The organism is Pseudoalteromonas sp. PS5 (genome assembly GCF_004103255.1).
GTDB lineage: Bacteria > Pseudomonadota > Gammaproteobacteria > Enterobacterales > Alteromonadaceae > Pseudoalteromonas > Pseudoalteromonas peptidolytica.
This window is the reverse complement of the sequence record NZ_RCSQ01000012.1, coordinates 1-17,866: the sequence shown is the minus strand read 5'-3', so window position 1 is coordinate 17,866 and position 17,866 is coordinate 1. Positions and strand designations below refer to the sequence as shown.

General features: G+C 43.2%; 6 protein-coding genes. 5 read left to right on the top strand and 1 reads right to left on the bottom strand.

The features are described 5' to 3' along the window. Window positions 1-101: 101 nt before the first annotated feature. The 5 genes from D9603_RS01795 (at window position 102) to D9603_RS01775 (ending at window position 16,476) form a co-directional block, all read left to right on the top strand. Entirely contained in the window at window positions 102-830 is a 729-nt protein-coding gene (locus D9603_RS01795; protein ID WP_128729829.1) for a hypothetical protein, read from the top strand. Between the two features lie 664 nt (window positions 831-1,494). Next, window positions 1,495-2,094, top strand: a complete 600-nt coding sequence (locus tag D9603_RS01790; protein ID WP_128729828.1) for an aspartyl/asparaginyl beta-hydroxylase domain-containing protein — start codon at window positions 1,495-1,497, stop codon at window positions 2,092-2,094. Between the two features lie 381 nt (window positions 2,095-2,475). Beyond that, on the top strand, window positions 2,476-3,120 hold the full coding sequence (locus D9603_RS01785; RefSeq protein WP_128729827.1) for a tail fiber protein: 645 nt from the start codon (window positions 2,476-2,478) through the stop codon (window positions 3,118-3,120). Between the two features lie 379 nt (window positions 3,121-3,499). Next, window positions 3,500-4,318: a sulfotransferase gene (locus tag D9603_RS01780; RefSeq protein WP_125252820.1), complete on the top strand. Its 819-nt coding sequence runs from the start codon at window positions 3,500-3,502 to the stop codon at window positions 4,316-4,318. 41 nt (window positions 4,319-4,359) lie between these two features. Next, window positions 4,360-16,476, top strand: coding sequence for an Ig-like domain-containing protein (locus tag D9603_RS01775; RefSeq protein WP_128729826.1), 12,117 nt, complete (start codon window positions 4,360-4,362; stop codon window positions 16,474-16,476). 385 nt (window positions 16,477-16,861) lie between these two features. Here the strand turns inward: D9603_RS01775 and D9603_RS01770 are convergent, their stop codons facing one another. Next, the gene (locus D9603_RS01770; protein WP_128729825.1) at window positions 16,862-17,617 is read right to left on the bottom strand and encodes a hypothetical protein; all 756 of its coding nucleotides are present in this window, start codon (window positions 17,615-17,617) and stop codon (window positions 16,862-16,864) included. Window positions 17,618-17,866: the final 249 nt, after the last annotated feature.

The window sequence follows — 17,866 nt, the reverse complement described above, 5'->3', positions numbered from 1 at the left end:
TGTTTTTTGTTCGCGTAATGTTGTGTAATTACAGAGTAATTGTGTTTTTTTGCCAAGCTGATATATTATTTTTTCTATAAATACAACAAAAGGATAGGCTCGTGGATCGTAGAGCGTTTTTGAATACTAGTTCGATGTTATTAGCCGCTTCAGTGCTACCATTTCCTGCGATGGCGACTGGAAATGAATTGATAGCAGCAAATGCTGACTCCACGAGATTATCGAGAGAGCAATTGCTGTCACTTGGTATTAGTGAACCGGTTAGAAAGATAAGCCCTCCAACAGGTGGAAGTGTTGACGTAACGATGAAAGCAAAGATTATTCGTCGCTACGACACTAGGGTGTTTGTATATTTCGAATTAAGCCGCTTTATTGATGTATTTGATATGTATGGGAACTTAGTCGCTCAAATTACAACTCCAGAAGGCCATGATATACCGATACATGATTTCGCAATTGATACGAGTAGCGGCAGTGTTTACTGGTTGAGACTTGGCGGCCACCAGGTTATCGTTACGGACTATTCCGGTAACGTGCTAAACACACTTGGCGAATTCGGCCATGATCAAACAGATAAACTTAATGGTCCAAGAAGTATTACGATAGATAGCCATCACAGGGTCTATGTGTTGGATTCAGACAATACACGTATAAAAGTGTTTGGAAACAATGGCATGTTCCTGAGAGACTATAGCTTAGGAAGATTTACAAAAGGTAAAAAGTTTACCAGTTTAGATGGTAATCAAAAAGTAGTGGTCTGCGGTGGTTTATCAGGTGAGCGCCTTTGGTATTTGGACTCAGAAGACCAAAGCTTACGTGCAATCCATTAATCGCTAACCCTGTCAAAGAGACCTTTAATACCAGCAATAATCGATGCAATATTAATGTTGTAGCGGAGAAGCAAATTTGTAGATCCGCTATTAACGTTTTAATTAAACGAAATCTCCCCTATGTAACCAAGGCTATTTTCGATAAAACTATCCCACTCAGCCAAACCACATCCCCTGACTAAAGCGCAGAGGTAATACCAATTATCTTATTTAAGAGGTCTACTTTGAGACGAGAAAACCTTGTCGATAACTCCGCTACTGCGCCCTGCTATCTCTAAGGTACCTACCTCCATCTAGGCAGGGCAAAAATTTTGCTATTTAGTTGTTCTAGATAAGAAATTTTAACGCTGTTAGCGTCAGATTTACTCCTACAAATTGGGCAAGTATTAGGTCCAATTGGTATAAACACAAGCTTGAAGTCAAAATCCCTATGCTAATGCTGCTTGCGCCAGAATGCGCCTCCTGTACAAGATAATTATAAAACCAGTCAGCACGAGAGTGTACCCAGTAATCTCAAAACTTTTTGCAATCTTTAATAGCACTATTGTCCCTTTATACTAGGCTAATAACTATTCGTTATTGTGGCGCATCATATAAAGCCATTAGCTGGTTGCTTGTCACAGAAGCATAACTATCTAATTTCATTAAAGGAACTATTTTTAAGATGAGCGCGATTGATACTGATTTCTGTAGGCTACCAATTGGTATCAACAGTGCTTCTATGTGTAGTGAAGTTAGCCGATTACCGACCAAAAGCTGGAATCCTCATGTGAATCATAGAGATTACGTTGGAGATTGGGATGTATTACCCCTGCGATGTCAGCTGGAGCATACAAATGCGCATCCGATTTTGCAGTGCTTTGCTATGGGGGATGGTAGCGAATGGAAAAATCTACCTTTAATGGACAGTTTGCCAACGATACGAAGCTTAATATGGAGTTTGCAATGTGACGTAAAGTCGGCGCGTCTAATGCGGTTAAAGCCTGGGGCATATATCAAGCCACACAGAGACAGAGGGCTATGCTTGTGTAAGGGGGAAGTCAGACTACATGTACCGATATTGGCTAATGAAGACGTATTATTTGTAGTTAATGACAAGGTCGTACCAATGGCGGTTGGTGAGCTGTGGTATATCAATGCCGACAAGACACACAGCGTAAAGAATAGCGGCGATAATGACCGCGTCAATTTGGTCATTGACTGTGTAGTAAATGAATGGATCGCTGAACATATTAAAGGAGAGTCGATGACTCACTCAATATGAAGCGCTAGTAATGGGCACACTCAAAAGCAGGTGGCGTAAAAAAGTCTCAAGGGGCTGACGTTTACCATTGTAAAAGTAAACGATTATTGCTGAAACGTGTTTGTACAAGCGCATCGTATGTCGATTTTTTAGGTGACTTGCTGTCATCGAATCTAGTTTTTATCAATAAAGAAAGAGCCAACCAAGAATATGTTTTAGCTTGCTCTGAGAAAAGATGTCATTAGAGCCGTGTTAAATGAAACATCTCGCAAAGGGTATCTTTATGTTGGTCAGAGATAAGAGGTAATTCAGTAACAGATCACCAGTTTTCGAGAGTAGGTGGTACTCAAGCTGGGATGCAACTATAGCCAGCAGGCTTTTGACTTTAATTAGGAGAAATAAATGAGTGATGAATATACTGGGCAGATTATGCCATGCGGCTTTCACTTTGCGCCGGTCGATTTTGCATTCTGTATGGGTGGGACCGTTCAAATAACACAATATACTGCCGTGTTTGCGCTACTCGGTACCTACTTTGGTGGTGATGGGAGAGTATCATTTGGTTTGCCTGATTTTAGAGGTAGATCGCCTTTGGGCTATGGTACATCTCCATATTATGGTCCATTTAATATGGGGCAGTTTGGTGGTGGAGATTCCTTCGTATTGACCGAGTCTAATTTACCACCACACCATCATGGAGTTAATCTTAATGTTACTGGAGCAGGAGACGCTACAACCACACATGTGACTTTAAATGCGACTCAATTGGAAGGTGATTCAGCCACACCACAAGCAGGAGCGTACCTTGCAACAGCGCCAGATATCGCAGGTCCTGATGCACCGGAAAAAATTTACTACACAGGTGGTAATCCCTCTTCTACCGTAGCACTCGGAGGAATAGAAGTGACTCAGACTGGTTCTGCATCTGGACATGTTAGCGGTGAAACTGGAGTAACAGGCGCTGCTGTTGCGGTGAGAAGTCGTAGCCCTTACCAAGCGGTGAATTATGTAATTTGTATGGAAGGCATTTTTCCACAAAGGAATTAAGAGCTGACGTAGCTGCTATGTTGGACGTGATGGTTAGCTCATTTAGCTGTTTACTAGGTGAGCTGACCCAAACTCAACTGCGCTTAAAGTAACACCTGTAGATGTGTTTAGCATTACGGAATTTTATGGCCATTGCGTATGAGCAAGGTATGTTTTACCTGCTCTATAAGCCACCCGGTTTATTTTAGATAACGACTCTTCTTTATTATTCATATCGATTTTCTAAAATCGGTAATGCTTAGGCTTGCTTGCATGTAAAATAAAAGGTGACTACATTTTATATAGAATAATTCAATTATAAAAATATCGCTATTTTGTTTCTATATTGGTTGCAATTAATGGCTAACTTCGAACTCAAGGGCTGTATAGGGACTGTTTTATGACACAGCAATTTCATTTTATCTCTGGCTTGCCGCGCTCAGGTTCCACCCTGCTAGCGGGTATTTTAAGACAAAACCCAGCTTTTCATGCCGGCATGTCTAGCCCCGTAGCTGTGTTGATAAACACATGTCTTGAGCAAATAGGTGCAGGTAGTGAGTTTGGTTCATTTTTTGATGAGAAAAAGCGCAAATCTTTAGTTACTGCTATATTTAAATCGTACTACGAAGCGCAACAAAACAAGTCCGTGATTTTCGATACAAATAGGTTGTGGACGGCAAGACTTCATCAGCAAGTTGAGTTGCATCAAAATCTTAAAGTTATTTGTTTAGTCAGGAACCCTGCTTGGATAATGGACAGCTTTGAGCGAATTTATCGTAAAAACCCTTTCGATTATAGCCGGATGTTTTCTCCTGCCTCTCGCACAACAGTCTATACTCGCTGTGAGTCATTAGTGCAATCAGCTGGCGCTGTTGGCTCTGCCTGGACGGCTTTGAAAGAAGCATATTATGGCGAGTTTTCGGATAGATTGTTGATTATAGATTACGACATTTTTACTCAGTATCCGCATAAAACCTTGGCGTTACTCTATGAGTTTTTGCAACTCGACGGTTTTCAACATGATTTTGACAATGTGGAATACAGCGAAAATGAATTTGATATTCAATTGGGTGTGAAAGATCTGCACACCGTGAAAAGAAAAGTTGAATATAAAGCACGTAATACCATTTTACCGCCCGATCTTTTTGCAAAATATAGCGAAATGCAATTTTGGCAAGACCCGTTGGGAACAAGCGCCAGTATTATTTCTCCAAAGTAAAACTGAACTTAAGCTACCTTGTGATATAAGAAGGAAGTAATATGCATCATCTCGTGTTAAATGGAATAGTTTCCGCTCTATTACCTGTCAGTAGTTATGCTGCGATACAGCAAAACGCACTTTTTGACCTTCATCCAAGTAGTATTCAGCCTGAACGTTTGGCTCGAGGTAAATCAAATTATCAACTTGAATCATTCTTTTACGAAGCCGAAGAATCGACAGCAATAGAAGAGGAAATTAGCCTTAGCAAACTGGCTGGTGTGAAAGAGCTAATTATTCTTGCTGCTGACGTGAAAGATAAGCACTTGTTTTATCAACGCATCCGTCCCGGTATAGAGGTTATTGATTTAAAAGCAGGGTCTAGCGGTAAGCAACAACTGATATTTTGGCTTAAACAATATCGTGGCCTTGATGCTGTTCACTTGGTGTCACATGCGACAGCGGGCACTATCCACTTAGGCGATGAGCGAGTAAATAAAACAGACTTCGCACACGATAGCCAGCTTACTGACGCGATAAATCAAGCAATGAAGCCCGGCGCTGATCTGCTTTTTTATGGCTGTGAATTAGCGGCCAACAATCATGGCTTTGAATTAGTCGAAATCATCAAGAAAAATACGCATGTTGATATTGCAGCCTCAAATAACTTGACGGGTAGTCGCGATCTAAATGGCGACTGGGAGCTAGAAATACATAAAGGTGAAGTGAATACCACTATCCCTTTCTCTGAGACTGCATTAAAAGATTTTAGTGATGTATTAGCTGTTGATAAAACCATCAATATGGATGCCTTTAGTAATATTTATGAAAATGCTAAAACGTACGATATTGGTAGTGGGTATATAGCGAAATTAAAACTAGATAGTGGAGATTTGTCATGTTACGTGTACAGTGGTACTCGAGAATGTTTGGTAGATAGATCCGGAACTAGTACGGGTGATAAAAAACTGTATTTTTATTTCAGTACCGGGCAGATCTTTGATATCACCAGTGTGCACCTTTATAGCTCGAGCTCACAGTATTTCACGATTGAATCTAATAATGGCGATTCAGAGAACGTTACAGTAAACAGTAATCAGCAGGTTGACTTGAATTGGACTGGTGTTTCAAAGATCACCATTCGTAAAAATGATAATTCAGATATAGACTATAGCCGGTTCGATGATTTCGTGTTGACTAATATCCAAAACCCAGACTCGACAGCCCCTATTATCAGTCAAGTGACACCGGTTACCACGCCAACCCAAGACAACACACCTGATTATATTTTTACTACAGACGAAGCAGGCACGTTAGCTGTTGGAGGCAGTTGCGGTACGTCAACTTCTACCATCATAAGTAGTACGGGTAACCAGACCATCACGTTAACACAAACAAACAACTCATCGCCTTTAGCAGATGGAACGTACAGTAATTGTACAATCACGGTTACGGACAATGCGTCGAATACTAGTAATACACTCAATATTCCATCTTTTGTAGTGGATACCGCCGCGCCAACGGTGGCTGAAGTCACAGCGGTGTCGACACCAACGAGTGATACAACGCCAAACTATACGTTTAGTACTACTGAAACTGGCACATTATCTGTTGGTGGCAGTTGTGGTACATCAACTTCTACAACGATTAGCAGCACTGGAAACCAAACAATAACCCTAACCCAGAGTGACAACACTTCGCCACTCGCAGAGGGTACCTATAGTGACTGTACTATTACAGTCCAAGATGCTGCAGGTAATACCAACACACCGTTAGCAATTACTGCGTTTACTGTCGATACAGCAGCGCCAACATTTGATGGCGCTAATTCTACGCCAAATGACAATGCCACTAACGTGACAGCCAGCAATGATATTGTTATCGACTTCAGTGAAAATATTGTGGCTGGGACTGGCAACATTACCATTAGAGACGTGACAGGTAGTAGTAATTTTCAGGTTTTTGATGTGACGTCTGCTACCGCAACAACAACTCCTGGTGCGGGTGGTATCGGTATTTCGGGTGACAAAATTTATTTAAACCCAACCACAAATTTAACCGGCAACCGCAACTACGCGATACGAATTGACGCGACGGCAGTCGATGATAATGCAAGCTTTAGCTTTGCAGGCATTAGCGACGATACTACTTTTAATTTTTCAACAGCCAACACCCTGCCTGTGGTTGACTTAGATTCGAGCTCTGGCTCAGATGACAGCAGCGCGGCTTTCTCAGAAGGTGGAGGGGCTGTTAATATTGCAACAAATGCGGCTGTCACCGAGGCTGATGGGGATACGATAACCACGGTTACTGTGTCATTAACTAATGATCAAGACGGTGCTGCTGAAGGGTTGAATGTAACGGCCGCGGCACAAAATGCGCTAACAGGGGTTTCTGGCGCCTCTGATATTACGTTACAAGATACCATCTCAATAACAGGTGCCTCAGCAACAGCTTCAGAAGTGCAAACTTTTCTGCAAGCAATCACATACAACAATACCTCCAGCGCACCAAATGAAACGGCTAGAACGGTGACGGTTGTTATTAATGATGGCTCTGCAAGCAGTGTATCAAGAACGGCAACCATATCAGTGACTAATGTCACCGCGGCAAGCTCCAATGCTGCAGGGTTTAATACAAATAGTGGTACTAACCTATCACCTGCGATTACTTTCACTACAGAAAGTGAAACGTTGACCATCGCTGATGCAACACACGCAACAGGCTCGAGCGCTGATGGTGGAGCTGGTGCTGGTACTGATGAGCTCATTGTTGCGACTAACACGGACTTAACAGCGCTTACCTCACTTAGTGGGTTTGAGACGCTTTCTCCGGTTTCTTCTGGTAATTTGACATTATCAGAGGCACAGCATGATAGCTTTACCACGATTAACGGTTCAGGTACCAATACTTTCACGCTATCAAGCACCACTGTAGATGGTGTTATTACCGCCGATGCAGATATTGAAACTTATGTTTTAGATGCTGCGTTTACAATTACACTCGTCGCTGCGAGTCAAAATATTACAGGTAGCACGGGTAATGATACTGTAAATGTTGCAGGGTTTAGCACAACTGGAACGCTATCAGGGGGAACTGGGACGGATACATTGCAGCTCGGTGATGGTGCCAATATAAGCGGGGCGACGTCAATTACTGGGTTTGAAACGCTGAGCTTGGCAAGTGGTGCGTCAGTAACGATGACAGAATCACAGCATGACGCTGTTTCTTCAATTACCGCAGCAGGCTCTGAAACGATAACCATTAGTAATACTTCCGATGGATTAACAGGTAACGCAGCCGTTGAGGCTTACGTTTTATCAACTGCAAACATCTTTACGCTTGGTGCAACTGGGCAAAGTGTTACCGGTAGTAGTGGTGATGACACCGTGAATATTGGCGCCATAAGTGCTAGCGGGACATTAGCTGGGGGGTCAGGGACAGACACGCTGAATATCGGCGATGGTGGCAGCATCGCGGGTGCAAGTGTTAGCGGTTTTGAAAACCTCTCGGTTGCGACCGATGGCGCGATAACTGTAGACGCATCTCAGATCTCTGGGTTTACAGGTACGGTCACTGCGGGTGGAACGGGAGAGTCACTAACGGTTTCTGGAGATGGTGATATTTCAACCATAACTGCCATTGAGAGTTACACTCTTCTAGATGATAGTAATAATTCAAGAACCGTGACGGTGAGCGGTGCTGGGCACTCAGTTACTGGCACTTCAAGTACCGATGCCATTACATTTGATGTTGGTGCATTGAGCTACACAGGAACCATTACAGGTGATAACACAACAGCGGATACGCTTGCGTTAAGTTCTGGTGCGGACATTAGCGCTGCGACGATTAACGCAGTTACAAATTTAACGCTTGCCTCAAACAGTACCGTAACTATGTCTGTGGCACAGCATAATAGTTTTACTGGTACCATCACCGCAGCAGGCTCAGAAACCATCAACCTGACCGGAGATGGAGACTTTACAACTTTTACAGGTGTTGAAACCTATAGCGTTGGCGACGATACTCGAAATACCAAAACCATTACAGTTGGCAGTGCGACAACAAATGTGTCTGCTGTTTCTGCTGATGATGCCATTATTTTTGATATTGGCGGCAGCGCATATGCCAGAACATTAACTGGGGATGCCACCGTTGCCGACTCTGTTCGCGCTTCTGATGGCGCAGACTTGACCAGCGGCGGGTTTGTGAATATAGGTTCATTAACGCTTTTAAGTGGCGCAACAGTGACTTTGGACGCGGCTAATATTGGTAACAACTTTACCACTGCAATTACGGGGGCTGCTGGATCAGAAACACTCAAGCTGATGGATGGCGGAACATTCAACTTTGCAAACACTAGCGTATCTGAAATTGAGAACATCGCGATTGGTTCCCTAAACATATTTACTATAACCCTAACTGATGACTTTGACTCAGATGGCGGTACAGTTGCCATTTCTAATTCACTGGGTTTTCCGCTTTCTGCTGCACTTACACTGAATGCAAGTGCGCTCAGCGGCGATTCAATTAACATGACGGCGACGGATTTTAATGGCAACGATACCATAACCGGTGGTAGTGGTGCAGACATCATTAGACCTGGCGGAGGTACGGATTCACTGACAGGTAACGCTGGCAATGATAGCTTTGTGGGCAGTGCCTCAGATCTCAATGGTGATACTATCACGGACTTAAGCATCGGAGATATCATTACCATCACTGGCGTTACCGGTTTAACGACAAGTAATGTACGTTTTAATGGCACCAGTACACTTCAGGTTGATACAGATGCGACGGATTTCAGTGCGGTTGAAGTGGCTATTAGCCTGTCAAATGCACCGAGTAATTCGCTTGTCTTTACGGTTGCTGACAACGGCGCAAATACTGATATCACCTTTGTTAGCCCGAACGACGTGCCGGTATTTAGTAATTTAAATGGCGGTGCAGCCTTCTTGGAAAATGGCTCCGCGGTAGCAATTGACTCTGATGTGGTGATTGCTGATACCGAACTTGATGCACTTGATAGCGGGGTTGGTAATTACAACAACGCAAGCCTGACTATTTCACGAAATGGTGGTGCAAGTTCGCAAGATATATTTGGTAACGGCGGATTATTGGGAACGCTTACTGAGGGGAATACATTTGTTTATAACTCAGCCACTGTTGGCACTGTTACGACAAACTCTGCTGGCACCTTAGTGTTAACCTTTAACACTAGTGCAACCTCTGCCATTGTTGATTCTGTACTACAAAGTATTACTTATCAAAATAGTTCGGAAGCGCCGCCATCCTCAGTGACACTGGATTATGTATTTAATGATGGGGAAGCTAATAGCTCGGGGACTAATCAAGCAGCTGTCACTATTACGGCGAATGATGATGCCCCCACACTACTGACATTGACCCTCAGCTCGAACAGCTTAAATCAGTCTGCTGCTACGACAGGGTATAATATTGGCACTTTATCCACGACCGATGTCGACGATTCTTCACATACTTATTCCTTGGTTACTGTGGGTAGCAGTGATGCAGGAACCTGTACAGCGAGTACTGACAATGCGAACTTTGAAATTAGTGGTTCCTTGCTGTCTGTAAAAAATGACTTAGATGCAGGTTCACATACGGTTTGTATTCAAACTGATGATTCAACTAATACGCTACAAAAATCCTTTACGATTACGGTTATTGACGACGTTGCGCCAAACGCTCCTTCTACTCCCGATTTAATAGCAGGTTCAGATAGCGGTGCATCTAACACGGATAACATCACAAATGACACCACACCAACGTTCTCTGGTACTGCGGAAGATGGCACGACAGTTAAACTTTACAGTAGCCAAGTTGGTAGCGGAAACACAGTAATTGGCACTGGTACTGCAACAGGCGGCAACTGGCAAATTACCACCTCTGCACTAACCGCAGGAATAGTACATGCCATTACTGCCGCTGCCTCTGACAGTGCGAATAACGTTAGCAGCAGCTCTAGTGCATTAAACGTCACAATTGATACAAGCGTGCCTAATGCTCCAACAACACCTGATATGACTGCTGCTACAGATAGCGGCTCGTCAAATACGGATAATATCACTAATGATACAACCCCAACATTTACAGGCTCAGGGACTAATGGTGACACGGTTACACTGATTTCTAGCGTGGACGGTACGCTTGGCAGTGTTGTGGTGTCTAGCGGTAGCTGGACTATCACACCCAGCTCCGCGATGTCAGAAGGTGGGCATTCTATTTCAGCTAGAGCCACTGATACCGCGGGTAACACCGCTGACAGTGGTGCATTATCGGTGACCATTGATGCCAGCGCGCCTACGGGCGTAACTGCTGCGATAGACCAAAGCGTAATCAACGCGGCAAATGAATCGGCATTAAGCTTCGCCTTGTCTGGTTTGGATGGTTCGGGCAGTTTTTCGTATTCAATATCGGATGGAACTAATACGGTTAGCAGCTCAGCAAGTGTTACTATTACAGGTACGACTGCTCAAGTTAATTCTGTTGATGTGTCGAGCTTGGCAGAGGGAACCTTGACCTTGAGCGCTGTTATTACTGACGCGGCTGGAAACCAAAGCGCACCATTTACTGATACGGTAACGAAAAAGTACAACGTTGCGCCTGTACTTTCTGGCACACCAGCGACCAGTGTAAATGAAGACAGCCTTTATGAGTTTACACCAACTCTGACGGACTCTGACACAAATGATACCCATACATTCAGTATTACTAACTCGCCTAGTTGGGCAAGTTTTAATACTCAAACTGGTAAGCTGTCTGGCACGCCAACTGATGCAGATGTAGGGACAACTGCAAATATTACGATTTCGGTTAACGATGGCACTGACAGCGACTCATTGACGGCATTTAGCATAGAAGTAATAAATACGAATGATGCCCCCACAGGGCAGAGTATTGGCTATACGATCGATGAAGGAGGGACACTATCTCGTGATTTGAACAATGGCCTATTGTCGCTTGCCAGTGATGACGATTTAGATTCCAGTGATAGCCTAACAATAGTCAAGGACACAGATCCTCAATATGGCACGCTCACACTCAATACTGATGGTAGCTTTAGCTACATCCATGATGGTAGTGAAAATCATACAGATACTTTTACCTATCATGTCGAAGATAATTCAAGTGCCAGCTCACCGGTTTATACCGTAACTATTAATATGAATGCGGTTGAGGATGCTCCTACGGCTTCGAACGATGCGTTAGAAACATTGGAAGATGTTGCAAAAGCGATTAATGTCACCACCAATGACAGTGATCCTGAAAATAATTTAGTCGCGTCATCCATTACGATTAAAACACAACCGACCAAAGGGTCATTAGGTGTTAATACCAATGGTGTTGTTACTTTCACCCCAACAGCCAATGCAAACGGCTCTGATTCTTTCACTTACACAGTGAAAGACTCGACCAATGCTGAGTCAAATGTTGCGACAGTGAATATCACCATCACACCGGTTAATGATTTACCAGTAGCAGCAAACTTTACGCCGAATATTGATGAAGATACGCCGACATCAGCCCTGACGGTACGAGCTAGTGCAACCGATGTGGAAGATACCAATCCATCTGGTGTAATCACAATTGAATCGCAGCCAACCAAAGGGCAAACTGCCGTTGATTTAAATAACGGCACCATAACATATACCCCAAATGCTAATGAGACAGGTGATGATAGTTTCACTTATTCAATCCTTGATAGTGAAGGTGGAAAGTCCAACATCGCGACCATTTCCGTCAACATCGGCGCGATTAATGACCGACCTGTGGCATCAAATGACTCTGGCTCAACCAATGAAGATACTGTTACAACCATAAATATCTTAGCTAATGACTCAGATGTAGAAGATCAAGGTTTTGATGGTTCAGATATTACTCTAGAAGACAAAGGAGATGGTGTTGGTAATTATAATTTAGCAACGGTAACTGTGGGTACCGATGGTCTACTGACTATCACACCAAAACAAGATCAAAATGGTGAGCTTACATTCACGTATACTATTGTTGATAGTGAAGGGTTGAGATCAGATCCTGCAACTGTAACTGTCACAATTAATGCAGTAAATGATGCGCCTGTGGCGGTCGATAATCCGGTTCAGCAAATCCAAGAAGATGGCAATATAGAGATCAATATACTTGGAAATGACACAGATGTAGACAGTCAGCTGGACGTTACAAGTGTTGCAATCGTTAGTCAACCTCAAGGCGGTACGGTGCAAGTGCAAACGACGGGGCGAGTAGTGTACACACCGAATGCTAACTTCTTCGGTAATGATAGCTTTACTTATACCGTGAATGATGCAGAGGGCCTGACATCCAATACTGCGACGGTTAATATCACAGTAACATCAGTTAATGACAGTCCGGTAATTTCTGGAACGCCGCCCACATCAGTGAATGAAGACAACACATATAGTTTTACGCCTAGTGCCTCCGATGTTGATGGCGACAGCTTGACATTCAGTGTTGCCAATTTACCGAGTTGGGCAAGCTTTAATAGCACATCAGGCACAATCTCAGGTACGCCGACAGAAGGGCAAGACGGCACTTATAGTGGTATTGTGATTAGCGTGTCTGATGGCCAAGCCGAATCTTCACTGACGGCATTCAGTATCATTGTAAATGCAGTGAATGATGCACCAACTATCTCGGGCACACCGAGTACATCAGTAAAACAAGACGAAGGATATAGCTTTACGCCTTCAGCGACGGACGTGGATTCTCAAACGCTGAGTTTCTCCATCACAAACCAGCCTCTATGGGCAAGTTTTGATACTGCTAGTGGTCAACTCTCTGGTACGCCATCTAGAGAGAGTGTAGGCAGTTATAACAATATTGTTATTAGTGTCAGTGATGGTTCTTTGAGTGCAAGTCTACCTGCCTTTAGTATCAATGTTGAGGCAGTCAATGCGGCACCCATTGCCAATAATATGCAAAGAAGCGTTGCCGAAGATGGAACAACGAGTTTCCTAGCGGACGTTAGTGACCAAGATGGAGATACATTAACAGTAGAACTGGTTTCACAGCCACAAAACGGTGTAGTTGGAGTTCAAGGAAATGTGTTTAGTTATACTCCATTACCAAACTTTAACGGCTCAGATACGTTTACCTACAGAGCATCTGACGGTGAGTTGACATCTGCCGTGGCGTCGGTTTCTATGTCTGTAACATCTGTGAATGACGCACCAATTGCTATAGACGATAACTTTAGCTTTGACCCTGTAGCGTCAAATCAATATGTGTTACCCGTTTTAGAAAATGATATCGATCCAGATGGCAGCGCACTAACTATCGTGGGTGCTAAAGCCTCAATCGGCAATGTGTTTGTTTCTAATGATACGCTGATGTATCAAGCCGTGCCAAACTCACAAGTACCAATCGTCATTACTTACTTGGTGGAAGATAGCAGTAAAGCGCGGGCAAGAGCGACGGCCAATGTGACCATAAGTAGTTCGGGTACTGGAAATACTCCTGAAATCACCGCACCTAATGATTTAACAGTTAATGCAACAGGCTTGTATACAAAAGTGAACCTTGGAACGGCTGTTGCGACAGACAGTGCAGGAAATGCCTTGCCAGTTTCTTTGGTTGGGGGTGCTCCGATTTTTGCACCTGGCAAACATATAGTTTACTGGCAGACTATTGATAGCCAAGGTCAAGTGGCGACTGCCAGCCAAAACTTAACTGTAAACCCACTTGTATCATTGCAAAAAGATAGCAGAGTTGCAGAAGATAGAAGTCATTCAATAGCGGTATATCTGAATGGTCCTGCACCGAGTTACCCTGTCACTATTCCTTATACGGTATCGGGCACTGCTGATAGCTCAGATCATGATTTGCGCTCAGCAGAGGTGGTTATTAACTCTGGCACCAGCACCAGTATTAATTTCAATATTTTTGCCGATGGGGTAGCCGAAGGCGATGAAACAATCATTGTAAGTCTTGATGATTCAGTAAACAAAGGGGCTAAATCGACATCAGTAGTGACGATTGTTGAGCAAAATGTCGCCCCTAGCCTTACTACATTGGTATCGCAGAGTGGCGAAGAACGTAGTTTAGTTACAACATCTGGCGGTTCAGTCACAATCACAGCGACAGCTTCAGATCCAAATCCAAATGATCAAGTGAGCGTATCTTGGATCCCAGACTCACCGATAACAGATATCTCGAGTGACCCATTTGTGTTTGAGTTTGACCCTACCAATATCTCTGCTGGTATCTATAAAGTGAAAGTGACAGCAGAAGATAATGCTACGCCAAGTTTATCTACTTCTCGAAATATCATTATTGAGGTTGTCTCTACCTTGGCTGAGTTAACTGGGGATGACAGTGATGGCGATTTAATTCCCGATGATCAAGAAGGTTATGCTGATGAGGATGACGATGGGATCCCTGATTTTCTGGATGCCATTACCGAGTGTAATGTTATTCAAGAACAAGCCTTGGAGTCGACTCAGTTCTTAGTTGAGGGAGATCCCGGAGTTTGTCTACGTAAAGGCGCGACAGTGCCACAAAATAACACAGGTGGTTTGCAGCTGTTAGAGGAGGAGTTACCTTCTGATCCGACAGCTAATAACGCTGGTGGGATCTTTGATTTCATTGCAACGGGTTTACCACAGCCAGGTGATGTATACAGCATTGTGCTACCACAACGTCAGCCAATCCCGCTAAATGCGGTATATCGAAAGCTGATTGGCGGTCAGTGGCAAGACTTTGTGTTAGGCGACGGTAATGAACTACTTTCAACAGAGGGAGAACCAGGTTTTTGTCCGCCCCCTGGCAGCAATGAGTGGGTTGCTGGGCTAAATGAAGGAGATTGGTGTGTGCAGCTTCGAATAGCCGACGGTGGTCCCAATGATGATGATGGTCTAGCAAATGGTAGCATTGTTGACCCAGGTGGTATTGCAGTTCCAATTAGTGATAATACGCAGCCAATTGCCAATACTGACTCTGCTTCTATTTACTCGGGTCAAACACTCTTAATTGACGTGCTAGAAAATGACACCGATGCTGATAGCGACACACTCTCTATTACTAGCGCATCTGTCGATTTTGGTGATGTTACAATAGAAGATAACAAACTTCGCTATACCCCACCTGCCACGTTCATTGGCAACGCAACTATTCAATACGGTATCACCGACGGCAAGGGAGGCTCTAGCAGTAGCAATGCAACAGTGATAATTATTGCAAACCAGCCACCTCAAGCCGCGAATGACACGGCGACATCATATGGTACACAAATTACGATAGATGTATTAGCAAACGACGCTGATCCCGAAGGAGGAGTATTAAGTCTTGTCTCTGCCACTGCGAGTCAAGGTACGGTTGCAATAAATATTGATGGTACTTTGAGCTATACACCAAAATCTGCCTTTGAAGGTGTAGATACCATACTCTACACGGTAAGAGATGAGCTAGGAGCTTTAGCTGAAGGACAAGTTCGTGTTACTGTATCGATCAAAGAGGTAACATCCGTTAAAAATACGTCTTCAGGGACGATGGGAGGTATGTTGGTACTGTTAATTAGTGCATTAGTGATCCGCCGCAGGAAATCATTATTACCAGCCTTTGCGTTGATCAGTAGTACATGTGTGTTAAGTACTCAAGTGCAAGCGGGTAGTTGGAACATTGAAGCGTCAGTTGGACAATCAACTGCGGATAGTGAATTAACTAGCCCAGATCTGAGCCTCATCAGTTTAGATGATACAAGTAGCAGCTGGTCTATTGGGGCATTCTATGAGTTGCTCCCTAACTGGCATGTTGGCCTGCGTTATGTTGATCTCGGTCAGGGAAGCGTGGAGTTTGAAGGCTTAAGTGGCAACCCAGAACAAAGTCAAAATCTAATTTCGCGTGTTGCACCGGTATTACCAGAGGGACCAGCGCTGCAATTCAATTACACAAAAACCTTTGCAGATAAGTTTGTTGGAAAAATGTTTTTAGGTGCATTTAACTGGGACTACAAAATCAACAGTGTGAGAGAAGAGCGTTTTTCAACACGTTTTGAAGACAGTGGTACAAGTGGTTACTTGGGTGGAGGGGTACATTATCAATTTTCGGATGAGTTAACGCTTGGTGTTGATTATAGTCATTACTTTATTTCAGCAAACGATGTTCAAGATGTAGCGATTAGCGTGAGTTATCAGTTTTAGCGCTACTATAGATTGCCGTTTAGCGATTCGATTTTTATTGAACTGCTAAACGACCAATCTAAACAGCTATTACCAATAGGTTTAATTACGTAACCTATTTTTAGGCGAGAAAATCTTGCCAATTAACCTGAGGTTTGGATAAGGAATGTCTCAACTCATTGTTGCTAAAGCAAAATTTAGTTTTTTCCTTGTCCATAGGGAAAACACCGCTCCCGCGTTCTGCTCTTGCTAAGGTACCTACATCCTGTAGGCAAGGCGAATTCACTTCCAATAGCTGGCTATTGGAAGTGAATTAAACGCAGTTAGCATCAGACTTACCCCTTCAAATTGAGCAAGTATTTAGGCTAATTGGTATAAATATACAGCTTGTAATTTCAAGTTTAGGTTAGTCAAGTAAGATAGTTAACTCTTCAGATCCCTTTTCTTGAATGGCATGTATTGAGCTGCCAGATTTAAATTGGTTATCGACTGTGCCTTCTTTTAAGCGTGATAGGGTAATGTGTGACTTACAAGGTTTTTTCTTGTTCAAACTATCTTTATGTAGTCCTTCGATACTTCCAAGTAAAATAGTGTAGCTGCCGTCATTATCATCCAACTCTACATAGTGATTGATTGATGAAGGATCACCTGTATTGGAAGTGCAACTCACGTTAAAAGATAGGGTGAGGGCAGTGTCTGGCTCATTGGCTGGCTTCCACTCAACAACTATCCGGCTATCTTTGCGATATGTAGCAGCGACCGGTGAATATAACAACACCTCTTCCGGTAGGACTACTGTAGATGTTAGTGTTTTATTTTCTTTGCTTCTTATTAATTCAAGTTTAAATTCAGTATTTTTAGCTGGTTGGCTAAAGTATCCTTGGTAGTCGATATCTAAAATATCTTCATCCATTTCTAACACTTTTACTTCATTACCAACGGTGGCTTGCACTTTGTCGCTGGGGCTAAGAATAATATTTGCGCCTATACTACTGTTTTTATTAAACTCAGTAACGACTCGCGCGCGATTACCATCTGCGGTAAGACGAATTTCAGCCCAAATTTTTTCGGTCGCGACAATATCTGAAGTAGTGGACTCACTAGAGCAGCCACTGGTTCCCAAAATAAACAGTAAACTTGTTAACCCATAAATGTATTTCATTTCATCTCCTTTGATTGTCAGAATACGTATTCAGTATACATGCTGTAAATAGTTTCTAAAATAGTACACAATAGCAAAAGACATTTTTTTACATTTTTTACAGTATCCACTTGTTAATGAGCCGTTTTTTTGAAGCTGAAACTCTGGTGAAAATACTACTTGTGAATATTGCAATCAATGAGGTGTCTATGCTACGTGCGCAATGCAAAAAGTGACGAACAAGAAACATCTAATACCATATATGGACTC